This window comes from Rhodococcoides fascians NBRC 12155 = LMG 3623 (assembly GCF_001894785.1).
In the GTDB taxonomy this organism is placed as follows: Bacteria; Actinomycetota; Actinomycetes; order Mycobacteriales; family Mycobacteriaceae; genus Rhodococcoides; species Rhodococcoides fascians.
The window spans coordinates 89668-113728 of sequence record NZ_BCWW01000008.1 but is presented as its reverse complement, the minus strand read 5'-3'; the positions used below and the strand labels follow the sequence as shown (position 1 = coordinate 113728).

Genomic DNA, 24061 nt, shown 5'->3' with positions numbered 1-24061 from the left:
GTTCACATGCGCGTAGTCATTGCAGGTTCATCAGGCTTGATCGGCACAGCTCTCGTTGCAGCTCTGCGCGGCCGCAGCCACGACGTCACCAGACTGGTCAGACGTTCACCGGCGGGACCGGACGAGTCGCAGTGGGACCCGTCGCACGGCAGTATCGACCCCGCTGTGCTGGCCGGTGCCGATGCGGTCGTCAATCTGTGTGGTGTCGGTATCGGCGACAAAAGATGGTCCGGTGCGTACAAGCAGCTGGTGCGCGACAGCCGCATAGCGCCTACCGAGGTGATCGCGTCGGCTGCGGCCGACGCGGGTGTCCCCACCCTGATCAATGCCAGCGGCGTCAATTTCTACGGTGACACCGGCGACCGCGTGGTCGACGAGACCGCTCCGGTAGGAGACGGATTTCTCGCCGAGGTGTGCCGCGATTGGGAGAACGCCACGGCTGCGGCGTCGGAGGCAGGTGTTCGCACGATTCTGTTGCGCAGCGGTGTGGTGCTGTCGCAGCGCGGCGGCATGCTGGGCAAGCTGCGCCCGCTGTACCTGTTCGCGCTCGGTGGTCGATTGGGCAGTGGCCGCCAGTACTTCCCGTGGATTTCGTTGGAAGACGAAGTCGGTGCCATCGTGCACGGTATCGAGAACGACTCGCTGCGCGGACCGGTCAACATGGTGGGGCCGACTCCGGTGACCAACGCCCAGTTCAACAGCGCGATGTCGCGAGCGGTGCATCGTCCGGCCCCGTGGGTGGTGCCCGGATTCGCCCTGAAAGCGGTCATCGGTGAATTCGCCGAGGAGGCGATCCTGACCGGGCCGCGAGCCATTCCCAAGGCACTCGAGGACGCGGGCTACACCTTCGAGCACAACACCGTGGGCGAGGCACTGCGGGTGGCTGTCGGCTCATGACCCGGCGTAGCGTCTCGGTTCATGAGTGACGTGAACGCCCCGTCGATTCCGGCCACCGGCACCGACTCGGCCCGGGCCAGCAGCGAACCGGTCGTCGTGCGAGAGCTGGGCACCGTCGAGTACACCCAGGCGTGGGCTCTCCAGCGGGAACTGGCCGACGCCCGCGCCGACAATCGGGGCCCGGACACGTTGCTGTTGCTCGAGCACCCTTCCGTGTACACCGCGGGGCGGCGCACCTCGGAAGAAGACATGCCGCGCGACGGTACCCCCGTGGTCGAGGTGGACCGCGGCGGCAAGATCACCTGGCACGGGCCGGGTCAACTGGTCGGCTACCCCATCGTCGCGCTGGCGCAGCCGATCGATGTCGTCAAGTACGTCCGCCGGATCGAGGAAGCGCTGATTTCCGTGGTGTCCGATCACGGCATCGCGTGCGGGCGGGTGGACGGCAGGTCCGGGGTGTGGCTCGCGTCCGAGGTTCGCGACGGCGTGCTTCTACCCGAACGCAAGATCGCGGCCATCGGCGTGCGAGTTCAGCGCGGCGTGACCCTGCACGGCTTCTCCCTCAACTGCAATTCGGCGATGACGGGTTTCGACGCGATCGTGCCGTGCGGAATCGCCGACGCCGGTGTGACGTCGCTGTCGCTCGAGCTGGGGCGAGACGTCCCGGTCGCCGAGGTACTCGAGTCGGTCACGACGGCAGTTCTGGCCGCGTTGGACGGATCGATGCCGGTCAGAGAGCACGAGCTCGAGCACCCGGAGATCACCACCGCGACGGTGAACCCGCAATTCACCACGGTTCGGTTCGGCGCGTAGCATTGCTGGCGTGACTGTGGCCCCAGAAGGACGCAAGCTGCTCCGCCTCGAGATCCGAAATGCGGAGACCCCCATCGAACGCAAACCCAGCTGGATCAAGACCAAAGCCAAGATGGGCCCGGAATACACCGAGCTCAAAGGTCTTGTGAAGCGTGAGGGTCTGCACACGGTGTGCGAGGAAGCCGGCTGCCCGAATATCTACGAATGCTGGGAAGATCGCGAGGCGACCTTCCTCATCGGCGGCGAACAATGCACCCGTCGATGCGATTTCTGCCAGATCGATACCGGCAAGCCCGAGGATCTCGATCGTGACGAGCCTCGCCGCGTGGCGGAGAGTGTGCAGGCCATGGGCCTGCGCTACTCCACGATCACCGGTGTCGCCCGCGACGACCTCGAAGACGGTGGTGCGTGGCTCTACGCAGAGACCGTCCGGTACATCAAGAAGCTCAACCCCAACACCGGCGTCGAGCTGCTGATCCCCGACTTCAACGCCAAGCCCGATCAGCTGGCCGAGGTGTTCTCCTCCCGCCCGGAGGTGTTGGCCCACAACGTCGAGACCGTGCCGCGCATCTTCAAGCGCATCCGTCCCGCATTCCGGTACCAGCGGTCGATGGACGTCATCACCGCAGCGCGTGACGACGGTCTGGTCACCAAGTCGAATCTCATTCTCGGCATGGGCGAGACTCCCGAGGAAGTCCAGGAAGCGATTCGCGACCTGCACGAGGCGGGCTGCGACATCCTGACGATCACCCAGTACCTGCGACCGTCACCGCGGCACCACCCCGTCGAGCGGTGGGTCAAGCCGGAGGAGTTCGTCGAGCACTCCGACTACGCCACCGATGTCGGGTTCGCCGGCGTGCTGGCCGGCCCGTTGGTCCGCTCCTCGTACCGCGCCGGACGCCTCTACGCGCAGGCCATGGCACACCACGGTCGCGAACTGCCCGAGAGCATGAGCCACCTCACCGACGGCGGCGAAGCTTCTCAGGAGGCCAGCTCGTTGATGGCTCGGCTGGCTCCTCGCTGATCGCTCCACTCGACGTGGCGCGATGCACGTGAGCGTCGGCACAGGCCGTATCCTGTGAGGTATGGCGAACGGCAGTAAAGCTGGCAAAGCGGCAAAGCCCAGCAAGGAAGCAAAGGCGGCTGCCAAGGCAGCCCGCAAGCAGGCATCGAAGGAACGGCGCAGCCAGTTGTGGCAGGCGTTCCAGATGCAGCGTAAGGACGACAAGGCTCTCCTTCCGCTCATGATCGGAGCGGTGGTCGGTCTCGGGCTGATCGGCTTCCTGATCGGTCTGGCCTTCGGCTTCCAGTGGTTCCTTCTCCCCATCGGTCTCCTGTTGGGCGTGCTGGTCGCGTTCATCATCTTCGGCCGGCGGGTTCAGAAGTCCGTGTACAAGAAGGCCGACGGTCAGGCCGGTGCTGCGGCGTGGGCCCTGGACAATCTTCAGGGATCGTGGCGTGTCACCAATGCGATCGCAGGCACCACTCATCTCGACGCCGTGCACCGGGTGATCGGGAAGCCCGGAGTGATACTCGTGGCCGAGGGTGCGCCGCAGCGTGTGAAGACCCTGCTGGCCCAGGAGAAGAAGAAGACCGCCCGGCTGGTGGGCGATACTCCGATCTACGACATCATCGTCGGCAACGGGGAGAACCAGATTCCACTGTCGGGTCTGCAGAAGTACCTGTCGAAGCTGCCGAAGAACATCGACGGCAAGCGGATGGACACCATCGAGTCCCGGCTGGCCGCGTTGGGAACCAAGGGTGGCCCGGCAATGCCCAAGGGACCGATTCCCGGTGGGGCCAAGATGAAGGGCGTTCAGCGGACCATGAAGCGTCGCTGACCCGTATTTCGACCGACAGCCCTGGTGCGTCGACCCCTCAGCGGGTCCGCAGCAGGGCTGTTCCCGTTGCGCGGTCGTGCATTCCCCGGCCGTCCATGTCGGTGATCACGGCCGGGACGACGAACAGCAGAATGAGCTGCCGCACCAATGCCCGGACGAAACCGACTCGCGCATGGGCGTCGATGCGTCCCACCTGCACTCCCACGATGAACTGCCCCGGGGTGAACGAGAACAGCGAGACGCTCGCGATTCCTACGACGAACCACACGGCCAGCACGATCGTCGAGATCAGCCCGCTGGTGGTGTAACCGCCGAGAATCAGCGACGCCACACCGGTGGCCATCGTCCAGTCCAGCAGCAACGCCAGGACTCTACGACCGGTTCCGGCGAGTGCGCCGATGCCCTGTGCGGGCAGACCGAGTTGTTCCCCACGGAAGTTCTGCGGCGGTCGTGGGTTCGCGGCCGCCGGTCCGGACAACCAGGACCCTGTCATTCGTGCCATGATTCCCAGGATAGGCGCGGTCGGGCGCGCGGAAAAACGGGTGGACGTACTGTTGTTCGTGCCAACCGTGAACCACGACGTGTAACACGGGCGAAACACGAGCTTGACGGGCGGGCAACACCGAGTCCATACCGTCAGTTCGACGGACTCTCAACTAAGGAGCAAAAGCGTGGCGTTTTCCACGGCCCAAGAGGTCATCAAGTTCATCGCAGATGAAGGAATCGAATACGTCGACATCCGATTCACGGATCTGCCGGGTGCACAGCAGCACTTCTCCATCGCTGCCAAGGCGTTCACGGCCGACACACTGGAAGACGGCCTCGCGTTCGACGGCTCGTCCGTCCGCGGCTTCCAGTCGATCCACGAGTCCGACATGATTCTGCTGCCGGACTACGCCACCGCTCAGATCGACCCGTTCCGCAACGCGAAGACCCTCAACATGGACTTCTTCGTCCACGACCCGTTCACGCGTGAGGCGTACAGCCGCGACCCGCGCAACGTTGCGCGCAAGGCCGAGGAGTACTTGGCCAGCACCGGCATCGCCGACACCGCGTTCTTCGGTGCCGAGGCCGAGTTCTACATCTTCGATTCCGTGCGCTTCGACTCGCAGGCCAACGGCGCGTTCTACGAGCTCGACTCGTCCTCGGGTTGGTGGAACACCGGAGCCGAGACCGAGGCCGACGGCGGACCGAACCTTGGCTACAAGGTCCGCTACAAGGGTGGCTACTTCCCCGTCGCACCGTACGACCACTACGTCGACCTGCGTGACGAGATCTCGACCAACCTGCAGAACGCAGGCTTCGAGCTTGAGCGTGCCCACCACGAGGTCGGCACCGGCGGTCAGCAGGAGATCAACTACAAGTTCAACACGCTGCTCCGCGCGGCCGACGATCTGCAGCTCTTCAAGTACATCGTCAAGAACACCGCATGGAAGAACGGCAAGTCCGCGACGTTCATGCCGAAGCCCCTGTTCGGAGACAACGGCTCGGGCATGCACGTGCACCAGTCGCTGTGGAAAGACGGCAAGCCCCTCTTCCACGACGAGGCCGGATACGCCGGACTGTCCGATCTGGCACGTCACTACATCGGCGGCATTCTGCACCACGCTCCGTCGCTGTTGGCCTTCACCAACCCGACGATCAACTCGTACCACCGCCTGGTGCCGGGCTACGAGGCCCCCATCAACTTGGTCTACAGCCAGCGCAACCGCTCTGCGGCAGTGCGCATCCCGATCACCGGTAACAACCCGAAGGCCAAGCGCCTCGAGTTCCGCGCGCCGGACTCCTCGGGCAACCCGTACCTGAACTTCGCCGCTCAGATGATGGCGGGCCTGGACGGAATCAAGAACAAGATCGAGCCGATGGCTCCGGTCGACAAGGACCTCTACGAGTTGCCGCCCGAGGAAGCCAAGAACATTCCTCAGGCACCCACCTCGCTCAACGCGGTCATCGACCGTCTCGAGGCCGACCACGACTACCTCACCGAGGGTGGCGTCTTCACCACCGACCTCATCGAGACGTGGATCTCGCTCAAGCGTGAGCAGGAGATCGCTCCGGTCAACCTGCGTCCGCACCCGTACGAGTTCTCGCTCTACTACGACGTGTGAGTTCTCGGGTCATCTTTCGTCGGTGACCCGTCGATAGTCCACGAACGCCCGACCGGGCTGACCCGGTCGGGCGTTCGCGGTTCGAATGGGCTTGTCGCCGAAGCCATTTCGTCGTTTCGCTGCAAAAGGGTTCACCTGACGTTTGAATGGGTAACGACGGGGTACAGAAAAGCATCCGCGCTCAGCCGAACAGAGGACTACAACTGCATGGACGCTCTGTGGGACTTCATTGTCGGGCGGCGAAGGCAGTTGGCGATCGATTCGTATCTCCACGTGTCGGCCGTCATTCAATGTGTCGTCATTGCAACCGTCATCGGGGTGGCGATCGGTGTGCTCGTGTACCGAAGCCCTGCGGGCTCCGCAGTCGCGACGGCCCTGGCGAGTACGGTTCTCACCATCCCGTCGTTCGCACTGCTCGGAGTTCTCATTCCGGTGCTGGGTCTGGGCGTCAAACCCACTGTGACAGCACTCGTTCTGTACTCGCTTCTCCCCATCATCCGCAACACCGTGGTGGGCTTGGCAGCCGTCGATCCGGCCGTTGCCGACGCGGCTCGCGGAATCGGAATGAGCCGCGCTCTGGTGTTGCGCCGCATCGAGATCCCACTCGCGTGGCCGTCGATCCTCACCGGCATGCGCGTCAGTACGCAGATGGCCATGGGCATTCTCGCCATCGCCGCGTACGCCAAGGGTCCCGGACTCGGCAACCTCCTCTTCTCGGGCCTCGCCCGCGTGGGTAGCCCCACAGCTCTACCGCAGGCTCTGACCGGCACTGTCCTGATCGTCCTGCTGGCGTTGATCCTCGATGGGATCTACGTGTTGATCGGCAAACTGACCACCTCGAGGGGTATCCGTGAGTGACTCGACCCGTACATCGAATGTCTCCGGCGCGGAAATCGTGCTCGAGAACGTGACCAAGAGCTACCCGGGGCAGAAGCTCGCTGCCGTCGACAACGTGTCGATGACCATCCCCGCGGGCGAGGTCGTCGTACTCGTCGGGCCGTCCGGTTGCGGCAAGACGACGACGATGCGCATGATCAACCGTCTGATCGAGCCGACATCGGGCCGCATCACGATCGGTGGCAAGGACGCACTGTCGATCGATCCGAACGAGTTGCGCCGCACCATCGGTTATTCCATTCAGCAGGCAGGCCTGTTCCCGCACATGACGATTGCGCAGAACGTCGGGATGGTGCCGGGTCTCATCGGGTGGAACAAGAAGCGAATCGACGACCGCACGGACGAGATGCTGGACCTCGTCGGCCTCGATCCGGCGGTCTATCGCCAGCGTTATCCGCGGCAGCTCTCCGGCGGTCAGCAGCAACGCGTCGGAGTCGCACGCGCTCTTGCCGCCGATCCCCCGGTGCTGTTGATGGACGAACCGTTCGGTGCCGTCGACCCCATCACCCGCGGGTTGCTGCAGGACGAATTGATGCGTCTGCAAGCAGAATTGGGCAAGACCATCGTTTTCGTCACGCACGATTTCGACGAGGCGGTCAAGCTCGGTGACCGCATCGCCGTGCTCGGTAACCAGTCCACGATCCTCCAGTACGACACCCCCGAGGCGGTGCTCGCCAACCCGGCCGACGACACCGTGGCCGGGTTCGTCGGAGCCGGAGCCGCGTTGAAGCAGCTGACGTTGATGCGAGTACGCGACATCGAGCTGTCCGACGTGCCGGTGTTCGGCGAGGACGACTCGGTGGAGTCGATGAACTCCGCGCTGGGATCGGATCCCGAAGCCTGGGGAATCATCGTCGATTCCCGTAGACGCCCGATTCGGTGGACGGATCGACGCCACCTCGCGGGTGTGGGGAGCCTCCGTGACGTCGGGGTGCCGATGGGAGAACTGGTGTCGACCCAGTCGACCCTGCAGGATGCTCTGGAAGCTCTACTGTCCGAGGGCAATGCGACGGCGACCGTCACCGGCAATCGCGGCGAGTACGTCGGCACCGTGACCATCGACGTGCTGATCGACACCATCAAGTCGTTGCGGTCGCAACACGCGAACGATCACGACGAGCCGCGCGAAGCTGCTGGGACTCCGTCGTGACGACACTCGCCGATACCGGCGACGAGACCAAGGACGCCGCGCGTACTGCCAAGCGCGCCGAGCGAATTCGTCTTCTCATCCAGCCGGCCCTGGTGCTGGTGATCGTGGCGATTCTGTTGGTCTACGCGTTGACCAGAGACCTCACCGCGACGCAGGCCGAGACGATCAACATCAGCACGATCTCCACCAGGGTTCTCGAGCATGTGCTGATCACCTTCGTCGTCACCGCGTTGGTGCTCGTCATCGCCGTGCCTCTGGGAATTCTGCTGACTCGCAACGGGTATCGCAAAGCTGCACCACTGTTCATCGGTATCGCGAACATCGGGCAGGCCGCACCGGCCGTCGGCTTGCTGGTGTTGTTGTTCCTGTGGACGGGCGCAACGGGTTTCTGGACCGGCGTTCTCCCGATCGCGTTCTATTCGTTGCTCCCCGTTCTGCGCAACACCATGTTGGGCTTTCAGACAGTCGAGCCGAACTACATCGATGCCGCTCGCGGACAGGGCATGTCGAACATGGGCATTCTGCGCCGCATCGAATTTCCGCTCGCGGTTCCGTTCATCCTGGCGGGTCTGCGCACCTCGCTCGTGCTCGCCGTCGGCACCGCAACTCTGAGCTTTCTCGTCGGAGCAGGCGGGCTCGGCGTGCTGATCGACACCGGCTACAAGCTCAACCAACCACTCATTCTCGTCGTGGGTGCCGTTCTCGCGGTAGCACTCGCGCTGTTGGTGGATTGGCTGGGCGCACTCGCCGAGGCCTACCTCGGACCGAAAGGACTCCGCTGATGCGGCGCACCACCCGACGACTCGCAGCGCTGTGCGCCACCACCGTTCTCGCGCTGACGGGGTGCGGATTGCAGTCCGGCGGCGCGATGCCGTTGTCGGTCGAGGCCGGCAGCATCACTCCGCTCGAGGGGCTCGAAGGTGCCGAGTTCACCGTCGGATCGAAGGACTTCACCGAGCAGATCATCCTCGGCTACATCCTCGAATTCGCGCTGAGCGCAGCCGGTGCCGACGTTCGAGACCTCACCAACATCGTGGGCTCGCAGAGCGTTCGACTCGCGATGCAGAACGGCCAGGTGGACCTCGCCTACGAGTACACCGGAACCGGGTGGATCAACTACTTGGGCAACGAGAAGCCCATTCCCGATGCCACGGAACAGTTCGAGGCAGTGCGCGACGCCGACAAGGCCAACGGCATCGACTGGGTCAATCCCGCGCCGATGGACAACACCTACGCGCTGGCCATGAATCAGCAGGTCGCACAGGAAACCGGCGTGCGCACGCTGTCGGACTACGCCGCTCTGGTGAACCGAGATCCCGCCGCCGCGTCGCTGTGCGTCGAGACCGAGTTCAACAGTCGCCAGGACGGGCTCCCCGGCCTCGCCGCCACGTACGGTTTCGACGCCAACGCCATCTCGGTGCAGATTCTGCAGACCGGCGTCATCTATCAGGCAACTGCGGACGGTTCGCAGTGCCGCTTCGGTGAGGTGTTCACCACCGACGGCCGAATCAAGGGCCTGAACCTGACCGTGGTCGAGGACGACAAGGCGTTCTTCCCGCGGTACAACGCGACTGTCGTCGTGCGGCAGGAGATCGCCGATCGCTATCCGGAGATAGCCGAGGTCACCGCGCCCATCTCCGCTGCGCTCACCAACGAAGCGATCTCGGAGTTGAACAAGCAGGTCGACATCGACGGCCGGGAACCCGCGGACGTGGCACGCGACTGGATGGTCGAGCAGGGCTTCGTCACCGCGGGCAGCGACTAGAGCCCGCCGAACGTCCTCTCCACGACCGCCTTGGCCCGACGCGTGACGCGCAGATAGTTGTCGAGGAATGCCCCGGCGTCGCCGTTCTCCCACCCCGCCACCTGTGCGACGGCGGACAGGACGGCACCCGGTCTCGGCAGTTGGTCGGTCGGCTTACCGCGAACCAGGACGAGCGCGTTGCGCGCTTTGGTCGCCAGGATCCACGCTTCGCGCAGCAGCTCGATGTCGGTCTCACTCATCAGCTCGGCTGCGCCGATCGCGTCGAGAGTTTGTAGCGTCGAGGTGTTGTGCAGTGACTCGACCTTGTGTGCGTAGCGGAGCTGGATGAGCTGTACGGTCCACTCGATGTCCGCCAGTCCCCCGCGTCCGAGCTTGGTGTGGGTGGCCGGGTCGGCTCCCTTGGGGAGACGTTCGGAGTCGATCCGCGCCTTGATACGCCGAATTTCACGGACGGCGTCGGCCGACACTCCACCCTCGGGGTAGCGAACCTTGTCGGCCATCAGCAGGAAGCGGATGCCCAGGTCCTGATCTCCCGCCACCTGATGCGCACGCAGCAGAGCTTGTACCTCCCAGGCCTGAGCCCACTGGGCGTAGTACGCGGCGTAGGACGCCAGCGTGCGCACCACCGGGCCGTTGCGACCTTCCGGGCGGAGGCCGGTGTCGACCTCGAGAGGCGGGTCGGTGCTCGGCGCTCCGAGCAGTTTCCGGATGCGATCGGCAATGGTGTTGGCCCACTTGACCGCGACGGTCTCGTCGACGCCCTCCACCGGTTCACAGACGAACAGCACGTCGGCGTCGCTTCCGTAGCCGAGTTCGCCGCCGCCGAGGCGTCCCATGCCGATGACGGCCAGCGTCGCCGGTGCCGGTTCGCCACGCTCCTTCTCACTCGCCCGCACAGCGGCCGCCAATGCCGCGTTGATCACTGCGGCCCACACCGAGGACAACGCCCGGCAGACCTGAGGGACGTCGAGCATTCCGAGTATGTCGGCCGAGGCCACCCGGGCCAGTTCGTGGCGGCGCAGCGCTCTGGCGGCGTTGATCGCCCGAACCGGGTCCTCGTAGCGAGCCGAGGACGACAGGATGGCGCGGTAGGTCTCTTCGGGTTCGGCGTCCAGCAGGCGCGGGCCGGTGGGGCCGTCGGCGAACAACCTGATGACCTCGGGGGCCTTGATCAGCAGATCCGGCACATAGGCCGAGGATCCGAGCACGATCATCAGCCGCTGGGCCACCGCACCCTCGTCGCGCAGCACTCGCAGGAACCACGTCTGCTCGCCGGCCGATTCCGAGAGCCGTCGGTAGTTCAGCAGTCCGGCGTCGGGATCCGGTGTGTCGGCGAGCCATTCGAGCAACGTCGGCAGCAGCACGGCCTGAATCTGACCGCGGCGGGTACCGGAACCGACCAGCGCTCGCAGGTGGCCCAACGCATTCTGCGGCGTCGCGTACCCGAGCGCGGCAAGCTGACGCGTCGCCGCGTCGGGGGTCAAACGCACTGTCTCCGAGTCGAACTTGACCACCGAGTCGAGCAACGGTCGGTAGAAGAGCTTGGCGTGCAGCCGACGGATGCGCTGCGCGTTGCGCTTGATCTCGGCGTTCAGCACACCGAGCGCATCACGGTTACCGTCGGGGCGCATGTGCGCGGAACGCGCGAGCCACCGCAGACCTTCCTCGTCGTCCGGTGGAGGCAGGGTGTGTGTGCGGCGCATCCGCTGCAATTGCAGTCGGTGCTCGATCAATCGCAAGAATTCGTAGGACGCGGTCAGATTCGCGGCGTCGTCACGGCCGACGTACCCGCCCTCGGTCAGAGCCGTCAGCGCATCGGTCGTGCCCAGTACGCGCAGCGACTCGTCTGTTCGGCCGTGCACCAATTGCAGGAGCTGGACGGCAAATTCGACGTCGCGCAGACTGCCGCGTCCGAGTTTGATCTCCCGTTCTCGAAGCTCGGTCGGCACCATCTCCTCGACCCGTCGCCGCATCGCGCGGACCTCGGGCACGAAGTCCTCGCGCTGACTGGCCAGCCACACCATCGGATTGACGGCATCGACGTAATCGTTGCCGAGGGCGATATCGCCGGTCATCGGCCGAGCCTTGAGCAGGGCCTGGAACTCCCACGTCTTGGCCCAGCGCTTGTAGTAGGCCACGTGCGAGTCGAGCGTGCGAACCAGCTCGCCGCGCTTACCTTCGGGGCGAAGCGCAGCGTCGACCTCGAAGAACGCCGAGGACCCGATGCGCATCATCTCGCCGGCGATCCGACTCGCCTGTGAGTCCGCCGGCTCGGCGACGAACACGACATCGACGTCCGATACGTAATTGAGTTCGCGCGCACCGCATTTGCCCATGGCAATGACGGCCAGCCGCGTCGGACACGGGGCATCGGGACACACGGTCGCCACCGCCACCGCCAGAGCCGCAGTGAGCGCCGCATCCGCCATGTCGGACAGTTGGGCTCCCACCACCGTGTACGGCAGGACCGGTTCGTTCTCGACGGTCGCGGCGAGGTCGTAGGCGGCCAACACCATGATCTGGTCGCGGTACTTCTTGCGCAGGGCGATCACGGCGGGCGGGCCGGTGACGGACGCCCGGTACAGATCGGGTGCGGCATTGGGCCCGGTCTCCAGCTCGGCCCCGACGGCCTCGAGCAGTTCCGCGACCAGCGTTGCCTTGCTGGGCAACTGGATCTTCGCCGACACACCGCTGCTCTGACCTTCCGCGGTCAGTAACAACCGCCAGGTGGTGTCGTCGGCAACGAGGTGGTCGGCGAGTGCACTGGACGCGCCGACGAGTCCCAGGAGGCGGCCGCGGAATCCCTTGTCGTTACGCAGTGCGGTGTCGAATTCGGCCCAGCCACTGCCGAGCATCTCGTACATGCGCACCAGCGTGCGCAGTGCGAGATCGGCGTTGGGGGCACGCGAGAGCGACCACAGCAGCTCGAGACTCTCTTCGCCCGTCCAGCCCAGGGTGCGCAGATCGGACGGCGCAGTCTCCTCGACGAGACCGAGGCGGCCAGGTCCGGGTACGACCGACCTGGACGTGGGAGGACGCACCATCAGAATCCACCTCGGGGTGCCACAGATATACCTCGTCGTCAGTAATGCGACGCGAGGGTGCCCACGCCGGCATCGAACCTACATTCGGGATCGACTAGAACGTAGCCCATGGCAGCGGTGGGTCGTTACAGACCCCGCTGCTCTACAAACCGAGGTATGCCCTCAGCTCGTACGGCGTGACGTGGCTGCGGTATTCCTCCCACTCGCGACGCTTGTTGCGCAAGAAGAAATCGAACACGTGCTCGCCCAGTGCTTCTGCGACCAGCTCGGAACCCTCCATCGCGTTGAGCGCTTGGTCGAGGTTGCCCGGCAGTTCCTTGTAGCCCATGGCGCGACGCTCCGCGGAGGTCAATGCCCACACGTCTTCCTCGGCCTCGGGAGGAAGGGTGTACCCCTTCTCGATTCCGCGCAGGCCTGCCGCGAGCAGCACCGCGAACGCGAGATACGGGTTGCAGGCCGAATCGGGGCTGCGAATCTCGACGCGTCGCGACGACGCCTTGTTCGGGGTGTACATGGGCACACGAATCAATGCCGACCGGTTGGCCGGTCCCCAGGATGCAGCGGTTGGGGCTTCGCCACCACGCACGAGACGCTTGTACGAGTTGACCCACTGGTTGGTCACGGCACTGATCTCGTTGGCGTGCTCGAGGATGCCGGCGATGAAGGACTTGCCGGTTTCCGACAGCTGCATCGGATCGTCCGGGTTGTGGAAGGCGTTGGCGTCGCCCTCGAACAAACTCATGTGCGTGTGCATCGCCGAGCCGGCCTGGTCGCTGAACGGTTTGGGCATGAACGTCGCGCGCACGCCCTCTTCGATGGCGACTTCCTTGACCACGTAGCGGAAGGTCATGATGTTGTCGGCCATGGACAGTGCGTCCGCGTACCGCAGATCGATCTCCTGCTGGCCCGGCGCTGCCTCGTGGTGGCTGAACTCGACCGAGATGCCCATCGACTCGAGCGCGTCGATGGCATGCCTGCGGAAGTTCGGAGCCGAGTCGTGCACGGCCTGGTCGAAGTAGCCGCCGTTGTCTGCCGGGGTCGGCGGTGAGCCGTCCTGGGGAGCGTCTTTGAGCAAGAAGAATTCGATCTCGGGGTGCACGTAGCAGCTGAATCCGAGGTCGGCAGCCTTGCTCAGCTGGCGACGCAGCACGTGGCGCGAATCGGCCCAGGACGGCGAGCCGTCGGGCATGGCGATGTCGCAGAACATGCGGGCAGAGTGCTGGTGACCCTTGCTGGTCGACCACGGCAGAATCTGGAACGTCGACGGATCCGGCTTGGCGACGGTGTCGGCCTCGGAGACGCGGGCGAATCCTTCGATGGCGCTGCCGTCGAAGCCGATTCCCTCATCGAATGCACCTTCGAGTTCAGCGGGCGCGATGGCCACCGATTTGAGGTACCCGAGGACGTCGGTGAACCAGAGGCGGACGAAACGAATGTCGCGCTCTTCGAGAGTCCGGAGCACGAATTCCTTTTGACGATCCATGAACGCGAGAGTAAGCAAACGGAGTTAAATCTGTGTTACATCGTGAATTCAGTCTCACTTCGTGGAACTCTCCGCTCACCGCGCGCCCGGTGAGGTAGGTGTCAGCAGACCAGCCCTTCGCCTGGTGGGACGAGGTCCACCAGGTAGTTCGTCAGCGGATCGTCGATGCACTCCACTCCCGAGAACGCCACCGTGTGTTGAGTGCCGTTGTAGGTGACCAGGTCGCCGCGCAGCTGGTCGGCCAGTTCCACGCCCGCCTGGTAGGGCGTCGCCGGATCGTTCGTCGTCGAGACCACCACCAGCGTGGGCAGCCCCTCCGCCTCCACGATGTGGGGCTCGCTGGTGTTCGGCACCGGCCAGAACGCACACAGATCCAGCGGCGCGTTCCCGGTGGAGCGGCCGTCGTCGAGGTACGGCGCTGCCGCTCGGAACCTGGCGTCGGCCTCGTCGGCCTCCCCCCGGTCGGTGGTCGGCGGGCCGTCGACGCATCGGACGGCGTTGAACGCGTCGTCGATGTTGGTGTAGCTACCGTCTTCGAGTCGCCCGGAGTAGGTGTCGGCGAGGCGCAGCAGTGTGTCTCCCCTGCCCTCTCGCAGTTCGCTCAGTCCAGTTCGCAGCAAGCGCCAGAGCTGCGGTGAGTACAGCGCCTGTTGTGCTCCGGTGATCGCGTCGTCGTAGCTCAGTCCGCGCGGATCGGTGGTGTCGGCGGGCGTGTCGACCAGCGGGTCGACCAATGTCCGGAACTGCGCCACGGCCTGGGACGGATCGGTTCCGAGCGGACAGGTATCCGTCTGCGTGCAGTCCGCAGCGAACTGGTCGAACGCGGTCTGGAACGCCGCACCCTGGGCGACGGCCTCGTCGACGGGCGATTGGTCGGGATCGAGTGCTCCGTCGAGCACCATGGCCCGGACGTTCGACGGGAACGCCTCGGCGTAGGCGGTACCGATGCGTGTCCCGTACGAGTACCCGACGTACGTGAGCTTCTCGTCGCCGAGCACTGCGCGGATGACATCCATGTCGCGGACGACTTCACGGGTGCCGACGTGTTCGAGCACGTCGGCCCCGGTGCGTTCGACACATTGCGCCGCGTAATCACGATGATCGGCTTCGGTGGCGGCGATCCCTTCCGGGCTGACGTCGACGTCCGGTTCCCGACGCTCTTCGTCGACTCCCTCGGACGTCAGGCAGCGCACTTCGGGTTCGGAGGCCCCGATTCCACGTGGATCGAATCCGATGCGGTCGAACCGGTCGGCGATCGGGGTGCCGTCGGCTTGCTCGGCGAGGTAGAGCCCCGACGATCCCGGACCGCCCGGGTTCATCAGGATCGACCCGATCTTCTCCCCCGTCGCCTGTGTGCGAGAGATCGCGATGTCGATGGTCTTGCCGCCCGGATCGGCGTAGTCGAGTGGCACGGTCACTCGGGCGCATTGGATCGCATCGCCGAGTTCGGATCCATCCGTGTTGTAGGACTCGCACGATTCCCACTGCAGATTCTGGGTGTAGAACGCCTCGAGCCCGGCAGGAACAGGACCGGCCGGAGCCGGGAACGTGGAGTCGGACGCGGTGGACGGATCGGGGTCGGCACCGGGCCCGGGCCCGGGCGCGGAGCAGCCGGTGAGGACGAGGGCGACTGCGGACAGTGCCACGACCGACGTCGTGGTGCGCGTTCTCATGAGTCGATCGTGCCAGGTCTTTCCGGCCACACTCCATTCTCGCTGCCCGGCAGGGACGGCCGTCGAGCACTAGCGTCTACACGGTGCAGGCCCTCAGACTCGCCCTCGCCCAGATCAATCCCGTCGTCGGCGATCTCGAAGCGAATGCGGCGGCGATCGTCGAATGGACCGTCCGTGCCGCCCATGACGGTGCCAACGTGGTCGTGTTTCCGGAGATGGCCCTGACCGGGTATCCGGTCGAGGATTTGGCGCTGAATCCGTCGTTCGCCGCGGCATCGGCGCGGGCACTGACGGGGCTGGCGGAGTCCCTGGACCGAGCGGGGTGCGGCGACCGCATCGTCGTGGTCGGGTATCTCGACCGCGATGTCGAGGGCTCGAGAAACAGCGCGGCGGTGATCGTCGACGGCCGGGTCGCAGCTCGGTACGACAAGCATTCATTGCCCACCTACCGGGTGTTCGACGAGGCACGTTATTTCGCGCCCGGCTCTCGGTTGAGCATCGTGACGGTCAACGGCGTGCGACTCGGACTCGTTGTGTGCGAGGACATCTGGCAACCCGGCGGATCCGTGGCCGCCTACGCCTCGGCCGGAGTCGATCTGCTACTGTGCCTCAACGCGAGTCCCTTCGAGCAGGGGAAGGACACGATTCGCCACTCTGTCGTCCAGCGCCGAGCCACCGAGATCGGGACCCCCATCGCGTACGTGAACGCGGTCGGTGGTCAGGACGAGCTGGTGTTCGACGGGGGAAGTCTCGTGCTCGGTCCCGACGGCTCGACGTGGGGCCGGTCTCCGCAATTCGTCGAGCACCTGTTGATCGTCGACGTGGGTGCCCCCGCGGATCCGGTCGCGGACTCCCCCGCGGTGGCGGGCTGGACGATCGATCGCGTCGCTCTGGCCGACGTCGCGATCAGCGGCTGGCAGCGTACCGAGCCGTCCCTGGCTCAGCCCCTCGGCACCGAGGAACAGGTGTGGGGCGCGTTGGTGACCGGGCTACGAGATTACGTGCACAAGAACGGCTTTCGTGCGGTCACCCTCGGTCTGTCCGGTGGAATCGATTCGGCGGTCGTCGCCGCCATCGCCGTCGATGCCCTCGGCGCTGACGCGGTGTACGCAGTGTCGATGCCCTCGGAGTTCTCCTCGGAGCATTCGCGCATCGATGCCGAGGATCTCGCCGCGCGCACCGGCATTCACTCTCGAACCGAACCGATTTCCCAGCTGGTCGCCGGCTTCGTCGACCAGCTGCACCTGACCGGCGTGGCCGAGGAGAACGTGCAGGCGAGATGCCGGGGAATCGTGTTGATGGCGCTGTCCAACACCTTCGGTCATCTGGTCCTTGCCACCGGGAACAAGTCCGAACTGGCGGTGGGTTATTCGACGATCTACGGCGACGCGGTCGGCGGCTTCGCACCGATCAAGGACGTGCCCAAGACGCTGGTCTGGGGATTGGCGCGCTGGCGCAACGAGTCCGCGATCGACCGCGGAGACGTCCCGCCGATCCCCGAATCGAGCATCGACAAGCCGCCCTCGGCCGAGCTTCGGCCGGGTCAGCTCGATACCGATTCACTGCCCGACTACGACACCCTCGACGCCATCCTGTTTCGGTACGTCGACCACGATCAGGGCGTCGCAGACATCGTCGCGGCGGGTTTCGACGCGTCCGTCGTGGCGGACGTCGTGCGCAAGGTGGACATGGCGGAATACAAGCGGCGGCAGTATCCGATCGGCACCAAGGTCACGTCGCGGGCGTTCGGGCGCGATCGCCGGATGCCGATCACGGTCGGGAGGGGCGCGTACGAGCCCCCGAAGTGACGATCAGCTGTTGGCGCGACTGTGACAAATTGCACTCCCTACCAGCATTCCTGCGACGGAAGGGCGGTGGCAGACTGGGGACGTCATCACACCCCATCCCGGGGACCCGCCGCGCGGGCCTCGAGGACCAGAAAGGGACAAAGATGTCCGAAAATGCTGTGTACGGCGGTTCCTCAACCGAATCTCCGGCGACCGCGCTGACCCGCAAGACCCGTACCCACCATCTGCTGCAGATGAAGGCAGAGGGTGAGCGTTGGGGAATGCTGACGGCGTACGACTACTCCAGTGCCCGCATCTTCGAGGAAGCCGGCGTGCCTGTGCTTCTCGTCGGCGACTCCGCGGCCAACGTCGTGTACGGCTACGACACCACCGTGCCGATCACCGTGGACGAATTGCTTCCTCTCGTACGTGGAGTGGTACGCGGCGCACCGCACGCGCTCGTCGTCGCAGATCTGCCCTTCGGTACCTACGAAGCCTCACCGCAGCAGGCACTCGAAACCGCTGTTCGTTTCATGAAGGAAGGCCTCGCGGGCGCGGTGAAGCTCGAGGGCGGCGAGCGGGTCGCACCGCAGATCGCCGCCATCACCGCTGCCGGTATCCCCGTCATGGCTCATGTGGGATTCACCCCGCAGAGCGTCAACACTCTCGGCGGATTCCGCGTTCAGGGTCGCGGTGACGCGTCCGAACAACTCGTCGCCGACGCCATCGCCGTACAGGAGGCAGGTGCCTTCGCCGTCGTCATGGAGATGGTCCCCGCCGACATCGCCGGCCAGGTCACCCGCAAGCTCACGATCCCGACGGTCGGAATCGGAGCGGGCAACGAATGCGACGCTCAGGTTCTCGTGTGGCAGGACATGGCCGGATACACCAACGGCAAGACCGCCAAGTTCGTCAAGAAGTTCGCCGACGTGGGCGATTCGCTGCGCACCGCAGCCACCACGTACATGTCCGAGGTGCGCTCGGGAGTCTTCCCCGGACCCGAACACAGCTACTGACCGTCGTCGTCTGATCCCGGTTCGGATGGCACACTCGGGCCATGACAATCAGACGGGGTACGACGTCCATTGCAGGACGAAGCGCAGTCGCATTGGTCGGTGCGGCTGCGCTTCTCGCCGTAGTGGGGGCATGCAGCACCGACACGACCAATACCGGTTCGTCGTCGACCACAACGACCGCTCCGAGCACGACGGTGGCGACGACGACTCCTGCGGGAGCAGCTGTCACCGATGCCCAGAAGCAGCAGCTGTGCACCGATCTCGAGGCGCAGCTGTCGAATTGGCGCGTGCAGGGCCCCACTCTCGGCCGCGGCGGTCTGAACATTCTGGTGCAGACCTGGGCTGCGCAGAGCGGCGTCATCAATCTCCAGGTGGTGCAGAATCGCGCGCTCGTCGACGACATCACGAAGGAAACGTGCTCGGACGTGCGGGACGAGGCCATCCGCTCCCTCGACATCCCGGATCTGGCCTCCGGTCTGGTCGGTTTCTAGGATGCGCACCTTGTACCCGGAGATCGAGCCCGTGGAGACCGGTCACCTCGACGTCGGCGAAGGGCAGCAGATCTACTGGGAGATCTCCGGCAACCCCGATGGCGAACCAGTGGTGTTCGTGCACGGCGGTCCCGGCGGTGCCACCAATCCGCTGCAGCGTCGCTACTTCGATCCGCAGGTCTACCGCATCGTGTTGTTCGATCAGCGAGGCTGCGGGCTGTCGACCCCACATATTGCCGACGGGGCAGATCTGTCGGTCAACACCACCGATCGCTTGATCTCCGACATGGAAAAACTCCGCGAGCACCTGAACATCGACACCTGGTTGGTGTTCGGCGGATCCTGGGGCTCCACGTTGTCGCTGGCCTACGCACAGACGCATCGCGAGAGGGTTCGAGGACTCGTGCTCCGAGGAATCTTCCTCGTCCGGCCGTCGGAGATCGACTGGTACTATCGCGGCGGTGCCGGACACATCTTCCCGGACCTGTGGGAGGAGTTTCTCGCCCCCATTCCGGAAGGCGAACGAGACGGGGATCTGGTCGAGGCATATCACCGACAGTTGATGTCCGAGGACGACGCTGCCGCGACCCGGGCCGCGGTGGCGTGGTCGTCGTGGGAGGCAGCGACGAGTTACCTGCTCCCGAAACCCGATGCTGTACAGCATAATTCGGATGCGCGTTTCGCTCGCGCCTTCGCCGGAATCGAGAACCACTACTTTTGCAACGGGTGCTTCCTCGAAGAGAACCAGTTGTTACGCGACGCGCACCTGCTCGACGGTATTCCTGGCGTGATCGTGCAGGGCCGCTACGACGTGGTGTGCCCGGCCACGAGCGCGTGGGCATTGCACAAGGCCTGGCCGAGTGCAGATCTGGTGATCGTCGACGATGCCGGCCATTCTGCGGCCGAGCCGGGCATCGTCCACCACCTGGTCGAGGCGACCGACCGCTTCAGGCCGTGACAGACGGATAGTCGAATCGGACTGTGCGCGAGTCGGTGTCGGCCCGAGTCAATCGGACCTTCACCGACTCCCCCGCAGGCGGCTCGCCGTCGCACTTGCCCATGACGATCGGTTCGGACACGAGCACCTCGGCGTCACGCTTGCCCTCGGCACCGCGCAGCACCACTGCGTCGAACGTATGACCTACGCGGTCTTCGAGCACGTGCGCTTCGGTCAGATCGATGCAGGCTCGGTCCACTTTCGATGCTGCAGAATCCGATCCACGCATGATCGCCGGTAGCTCCGGCAGCGCCTGCGCCGCCCACTCGGGGACGGGCACACCGGCGACCACGGCCAGACACACCTCGGTGGCGAACCGATCCGACAGCCGTCGCAACGGGGCCGTCACATGAGCGTACGGCGCTCCGATACCCGAGTGTTCGACGGAATCGTCGGTGCCGGGTGCATCGATGGTCGAGTTCGGGGTCCGACTGTCGAACGCCGAATAGTCCGCTCCCCGAAGCAATCCCGTGGCCTGAGTCATCATCGCCAGAGTCGACGGTTCGTCGGTGGGCAGGCCGGCGAGTACCGCGCCGGCGGACGCGCCGGCGGGCCACTCGATTCCGAGTGCGTTCGCGGTCTTCTTCAGGGTCTCGACGGCCTCGGGCGGTGCGGGCGGAAGCGTGCGTACGATGCCGATTCCGGCGTCGAGCATGATTCTGGCTGCGCACATGCCCGTCAGCAAGGACACCTCGGCGTTCCAGCCGTCCACTGCTGTTCGCGGTTGCAGAACGATTCGCCAACCGTGCCCGTCCGGAACCACTTCCTGCTCGGGGAGCGTGATGTCGATGGCTCCTCGACGCCTCGCTGCCTCCGCCCGTAGGTGTCCGAATTCGGCAAGGGCAGCGATCGACGGGTGCGGTGTGCCGGCGTCGAAGTCGGCTTGCACTCCCGTGTAATCGAGACGCGCGGTCGAACGCACGAGCGCCCGAGTGACGGTCCACGCCGCGGCTTCACCGACGTCGTCGAGTTCGATGGTCCACAATGCAGCGCAGCGAGTCTGTCCCTCCAACAGGCTTCCCGAGCCCTCCGACAACTCACGCGGGTGCAACGGAACAGATCCGTCGGGGAGATAGTACGTCTGGCCGCGTCGGCGGGTTTCCACGTCGAGCGCTCCCCCCGGCATCACCAGCGCACCCACGTCGGCGATCGCGTAGTGCACCACCAAGCCGTTGGCCGTCTTCTCGATGTGTACGGCTTGATCGAGGTCCTTCGAGCCGGGTGGGTCGATGGTGACGAAAGGAATGTCGGTGCGGTCGATTCTGCTGTCGGCGTGCAGGTCTCGGGCTTCGATCGCGTCGCGCATCACGTCTGCGTCGAAGACATCGGACAGACCGAACTCGGATCTGATGGACTCGAAATCGAAGTTCGGAGCCCTCAGCCGGGTGAGCAGCACCGTCAGTTGTTCCAGTCGTCGTCGGAGTCGGCGGCCTTGTTGCGGGCGGCTGCGATCTTCAGCGCCTGCTCTGCGGTGGCCTTGTCCGGATACGGACCCATGCGGTCGAGGGCATTGGTCTCCTTGCCCTGCACAACCTGCTTGGTGCTGATGTCGTAGTACCAGGAGCTGTCGTCGTCGGTCATGACTTCCAGTGTGCCCCATACAGCCACGCCGCAGGTGTACCGCGCGAGAAATTGGAGTGCGAACGAGTCGGCCTGTAAGCCGGATCCTGTGCATCGACCCGCTCTCGCGAGATCGAATAGACGACCATCCATCTGGGCACACCGTTGCCGGGTACCTCGAGCAGTCCACCCGCAGGCTCGGGCGAGCAGCCCTCGAGCACCTGCGCAGCTGCACCGCTTGCGCGGTGCAGCCTTCGACCTTGCTCCGGGCGGGGTTTACCTAGCCATCCCAGTCACCTGAGATGCTGGTGCGCTCTTACCGCACCGTTTCACCCTGACCTGCAGCTCGATTCCGAAGAACCGATCCGCAGGCGGTCTGTTTTCTGTGGCACTGTCCCGCGAGTCACCTCGGGTTGCCGTTAACAACCGCCCTGCTCTGTGGAGTCCGGACTTTCCTCGGCCCGAAGCGCGACGGACATGATCCGCCGGTCCTCCGAGCCGCAGCCGTCCGGCCAACTCGTTCGCGATTGCGTACTCTACCCGTCTCACGTCGGATGCCCGGCGATTGCCCGGCCATGAAGAACAGAGGCACTCACGATGGCCGCGGCAGCGGTGACGACCACCCCCACCCAGGCGGCGGACGTGTAGGCATCCTCTCCGGGGAAGGTGGATCCCGGACTCGTTCCGGCGGCGAGTACCAGACCACCGACCGCGCTTCCGAAAGAGAATCCGACACTGCGCACCACCTGGTTGATACTCATGACGCTCGAGGTCTCCGCGGAGGGCACCACCGGCAGCACGACGGCCGGCAGCGCGGCCGAAAAGCTTCCGACTCCGAAACCCAGAATCGCCATCACCGCACAGAGTTCAACGATGCCGGTGCGGGTACCGGCGAACAAGGCGAGAGCCACCAGAACGATCAGTGCGCTGACCGTCAGCGCGCTGGCTGCCCCCACCCGACGCAGCGCTCTGGGGACCAGCTTGCCGGCGAGAAATCCGAACACCGAGAACGGAACCAGGACGAGGCCCGCCGCGAACACGTCGAGGCCGAAACCGTATCCGGCACCGGAAGGCGTCTGCGCGTAGCGCGTAGCGAGGGTGAGCAGCAGATACATTCCGATGCCGCCGAGCAACATTGCGCCGTTCGCTCCGACCACAGCCCTGTGACGAAACAACCGAAGATCGACGAGTGGTGCCGAGCTTTTCAGTTCGACGCGTACCCATATGCCCGCAGCGACGACCGCGATTGCAGCCAGCACCCCCGCCGTCCAAGGGCGGCTCCTCCACAGCGCGGTCTCACTGATGAGAACGAACACCAGGGTGAGAGGGAGCGCCAGCAGCACCGCACCCGGAACGTCGATCCGGGTCGCGCGCGTGCGCGTCGAGGCAGGAACAACTCGCAGAGCAACGGCAAACGCCATGACCGTCATCGCAGCACCGAATCCGTATGCGAGCCGGAGACCGCCGTGCTCGGCCAGAAACCCCGACAAGGGATAGCCCACACCGACACCCGCAGTAGACGCGACCGACAACAAAGCGATGGTCGATCCGGACCGTTTGTCGGACAGATGATCTCGCACCACACCCATCAGCATCGAAGTCAGGGCCAGTCCCACTCCCTGGGCTCCGCGGCCGAGGAGCAGCCAGGAGAAGGACAGCGGCAGTGCGGTCAGAATGCCTCCGGCCGAGACGACGCCCAGTGTCCCGAGGATTGCTGCCCGTCGATGCGGACCCGATCCGAGGCGGCCCAGAACCGGTGTCGTGACGGCACCGGTCAACAAAGCCAACGTCAACGTCCATTGTGCACTGGAGAGGGAGACGGCGAAAGTTGTTGCGACGCTGGTGATCAGCGGGGCACCGAGGCTACCGACAGCGGCGACGACGACTCCGACGAACAACAGAGAAGGCACGAACATTCGTGATTCGTCGTGCTCGGAGCCGGAGATCAACGGTTCGTCTCGCTCGTGATGTGGTCGAACAATCCGGCGTGGATACGAGTACCCACTCCGTTCGCCCAGGGTTGGTCGACGTCATGAATCTGCAAGGCCGCGCCACTGTTGAGCAGCATGCCGAACGCCAGAAACGCTTTGACGGTCACCGCATCGAGACCGGTGACCTCTACGACGGTGTTCCACATCCGGCCGAACGCCTCTCGAACGGCGTCGCGCACCTGTTCGTCGCCACACGCGGCGATCCCCTGCAGCTGCAGCAGGAGTGAGGTTCGATCCTCGAGCATGGCGTAATAGCACTCCCCCATCGAGGCCAAGGCTTGCTGACCGGTGGCAGTACCTGCCGCCTCGCGCATCCCATCCGCCACACGGTCGAACGACGCGACCACCAGCTCGGAGAAGAGTGCCTTCTTGGTTCCGAATATTCGAAAGATGTAGGCCTGGGTGATCCCTGCTTCGCGGGCGATCCTGTCGGTCGAACCGCCGTGCAGTCCGGACGATGCAAATTCGTCTGCCGCTATCCGCAGTATTTGCTGCCGTCGTTCCGGGCCTGTCATCCGTCCTCTCTGTGCCATGCCGCTAAGTTACTG

General features: G+C 65.0%; 21 protein-coding genes and 1 other RNA gene. 13 read left to right on the top strand and 9 right to left on the bottom strand.

Annotation, left to right across the window (positions count from 1 at the left end):
• Positions 1 to 6: 6 nt before the first annotated feature.
• The 4 genes from RFA01S_RS17515 to RFA01S_RS17500 all read left to right on the top strand — a co-directional run bounded on the left by RFA01S_RS17515 (position 7) and on the right by RFA01S_RS17500 (position 3551).
• Positions 7 to 897, top strand: a complete 891-nt coding sequence (locus tag RFA01S_RS17515; RefSeq protein ID WP_032406715.1) for a TIGR01777 family oxidoreductase — start codon at positions 7 to 9, stop codon at positions 895 to 897.
• 21 nt (positions 898 to 918) lie between these two features.
• On the top strand, positions 919 to 1710 hold the full coding sequence (gene lipB / locus RFA01S_RS17510; RefSeq protein WP_032370282.1) for a lipoyl(octanoyl) transferase LipB: 792 nt from the start codon (positions 919 to 921) through the stop codon (positions 1708 to 1710).
• Positions 1711 to 1720: 10 nt separating this feature from the next.
• Entirely contained in the window at positions 1721 to 2734 is a 1014-nt protein-coding gene (gene lipA, locus RFA01S_RS17505) for a lipoyl synthase (RefSeq protein WP_174557282.1), read from the top strand.
• Positions 2735 to 2795: 61 nt separating this feature from the next.
• Positions 2796 to 3551: a DUF4191 domain-containing protein gene (locus RFA01S_RS17500; RefSeq protein ID WP_027497404.1), complete on the top strand. Its 756-nt coding sequence runs from the start codon at positions 2796 to 2798 to the stop codon at positions 3549 to 3551.
• A gap of 37 nt (positions 3552 to 3588) precedes the next feature.
• On the opposite strand, the gene RFA01S_RS17495 is transcribed toward RFA01S_RS17500, so the two are convergent.
• Positions 3589 to 4053: an RDD family protein gene (locus RFA01S_RS17495; RefSeq protein WP_032406716.1), complete on the bottom strand. Its 465-nt coding sequence runs from the start codon at positions 4051 to 4053 to the stop codon at positions 3589 to 3591.
• Between the two features lie 169 nt (positions 4054 to 4222).
• On the opposite strand from RFA01S_RS17495, the gene glnA (RFA01S_RS17490) reads away from it, so the two are divergent.
• The 5 genes from glnA (RFA01S_RS17490) (at position 4223) to RFA01S_RS17470 (ending at position 9471) form a co-directional block, all read left to right on the top strand.
• Complete coding sequence (glnA, locus tag RFA01S_RS17490; protein ID WP_027497406.1) at positions 4223 to 5659, top strand: type I glutamate--ammonia ligase; 1437 nt, start codon at positions 4223 to 4225, stop codon at positions 5657 to 5659.
• Positions 5660 to 5866: 207 nt separating this feature from the next.
• Positions 5867 to 6517 (top strand): ABC transporter permease, encoded by a 651-nt coding sequence (locus tag RFA01S_RS17485; RefSeq protein WP_027497407.1) that lies wholly within the window; start codon positions 5867 to 5869, stop codon positions 6515 to 6517.
• A complete protein-coding gene (locus RFA01S_RS17480; protein WP_027497408.1) occupies positions 6510 to 7706 on the top strand; it encodes an ABC transporter ATP-binding protein in 1197 nt (398 codons plus the stop codon). Before RFA01S_RS17485 ends, RFA01S_RS17480 begins: the two co-directional genes overlap by 8 nt.
• Positions 7703 to 8488 (top strand): ABC transporter permease, encoded by a 786-nt coding sequence (locus RFA01S_RS17475; protein ID WP_027497409.1) that lies wholly within the window; start codon positions 7703 to 7705, stop codon positions 8486 to 8488. Before RFA01S_RS17480 ends, RFA01S_RS17475 begins: the two co-directional genes overlap by 4 nt.
• Positions 8488 to 9471, top strand: coding sequence for a glycine betaine ABC transporter substrate-binding protein (locus RFA01S_RS17470; RefSeq protein ID WP_027497410.1), 984 nt, complete (start codon positions 8488 to 8490; stop codon positions 9469 to 9471). The genes RFA01S_RS17475 and RFA01S_RS17470 overlap by 1 nt, the downstream gene beginning before the upstream one ends.
• On the opposite strand, the gene RFA01S_RS17465 is transcribed toward RFA01S_RS17470, so the two are convergent.
• The 3 genes from RFA01S_RS17465 to RFA01S_RS17455 all read right to left on the bottom strand — a co-directional run bounded on the left by RFA01S_RS17465 (position 9468) and on the right by RFA01S_RS17455 (position 15671).
• Positions 9468 to 12515 carry a bifunctional [glutamine synthetase] adenylyltransferase/[glutamine synthetase]-adenylyl-L-tyrosine phosphorylase gene (locus RFA01S_RS17465; protein ID WP_032406717.1) on the bottom strand — a complete coding sequence of 1016 codons (3048 nt, stop codon included), beginning with the start codon at positions 12513 to 12515 and terminating at the stop codon, positions 9468 to 9470. The genes RFA01S_RS17470 and RFA01S_RS17465 overlap by 4 nt on opposite strands.
• A 142-nt stretch (positions 12516 to 12657) precedes the next feature.
• Positions 12658 to 13998: a type I glutamate--ammonia ligase gene (gene glnA, locus RFA01S_RS17460; protein WP_027497412.1), complete on the bottom strand. Its 1341-nt coding sequence runs from the start codon at positions 13996 to 13998 to the stop codon at positions 12658 to 12660.
• 101 nt (positions 13999 to 14099) lie between these two features.
• On the bottom strand, positions 14100 to 15671 hold the full coding sequence (locus RFA01S_RS17455) for an alpha/beta hydrolase (protein ID WP_032406835.1): 1572 nt from the start codon (positions 15669 to 15671) through the stop codon (positions 14100 to 14102).
• Between the two features lie 83 nt (positions 15672 to 15754).
• Here RFA01S_RS17455 and RFA01S_RS17450 point away from each other — a divergent pair, with 83 nt between their 5' ends.
• The 4 genes from RFA01S_RS17450 (at position 15755) to pip (ending at position 19923) form a co-directional block, all read left to right on the top strand.
• Positions 15755 to 17479 (top strand): NAD+ synthase, encoded by a 1725-nt coding sequence (locus RFA01S_RS17450; protein ID WP_032406718.1) that lies wholly within the window; start codon positions 15755 to 15757, stop codon positions 17477 to 17479.
• Between the two features lie 143 nt (positions 17480 to 17622).
• A complete protein-coding gene (gene panB / locus RFA01S_RS17445; RefSeq protein ID WP_032368131.1) occupies positions 17623 to 18474 on the top strand; it encodes a 3-methyl-2-oxobutanoate hydroxymethyltransferase in 852 nt (283 codons plus the stop codon).
• A gap of 41 nt (positions 18475 to 18515) precedes the next feature.
• Positions 18516 to 18965, top strand: a complete 450-nt coding sequence (locus tag RFA01S_RS17440; RefSeq protein ID WP_045841259.1) for a hypothetical protein — start codon at positions 18516 to 18518, stop codon at positions 18963 to 18965.
• A gap of 1 nt (position 18966) precedes the next feature.
• On the top strand, positions 18967 to 19923 hold the full coding sequence (gene pip / locus RFA01S_RS17435) for a prolyl aminopeptidase (RefSeq protein ID WP_032406719.1): 957 nt from the start codon (positions 18967 to 18969) through the stop codon (positions 19921 to 19923).
• On the opposite strand, the gene RFA01S_RS17430 is transcribed toward pip, so the two are convergent.
• The 5 genes from RFA01S_RS17430 to RFA01S_RS17410 all read right to left on the bottom strand — a co-directional run bounded on the left by RFA01S_RS17430 (position 19913) and on the right by RFA01S_RS17410 (position 24046).
• Positions 19913 to 21358, bottom strand: coding sequence for an RNB domain-containing ribonuclease (locus RFA01S_RS17430; RefSeq protein ID WP_032406720.1), 1446 nt, complete (start codon positions 21356 to 21358; stop codon positions 19913 to 19915). The genes pip and RFA01S_RS17430 overlap by 11 nt on opposite strands.
• 2 nt (positions 21359 to 21360) lie before the next feature.
• Entirely contained in the window at positions 21361 to 21543 is a 183-nt protein-coding gene (locus tag RFA01S_RS17425) for a hypothetical protein (protein WP_027497419.1), read from the bottom strand.
• Positions 21544 to 21602: 59 nt separating this feature from the next.
• An RNA gene (rnpB, locus tag RFA01S_RS17420) (RNase P RNA component class A) lies at positions 21603 to 22042 on the bottom strand.
• 25 nt (positions 22043 to 22067) lie between these two features.
• Entirely contained in the window at positions 22068 to 23432 is a 1365-nt protein-coding gene (locus RFA01S_RS17415) for an MFS transporter (protein ID WP_371829106.1), read from the bottom strand.
• A gap of 35 nt (positions 23433 to 23467) precedes the next feature.
• Entirely contained in the window at positions 23468 to 24046 is a 579-nt protein-coding gene (locus tag RFA01S_RS17410) for a TetR/AcrR family transcriptional regulator (protein ID WP_238325068.1), read from the bottom strand.
• Between the last annotated feature and the right edge of the window lie 15 nt (positions 24047 to 24061).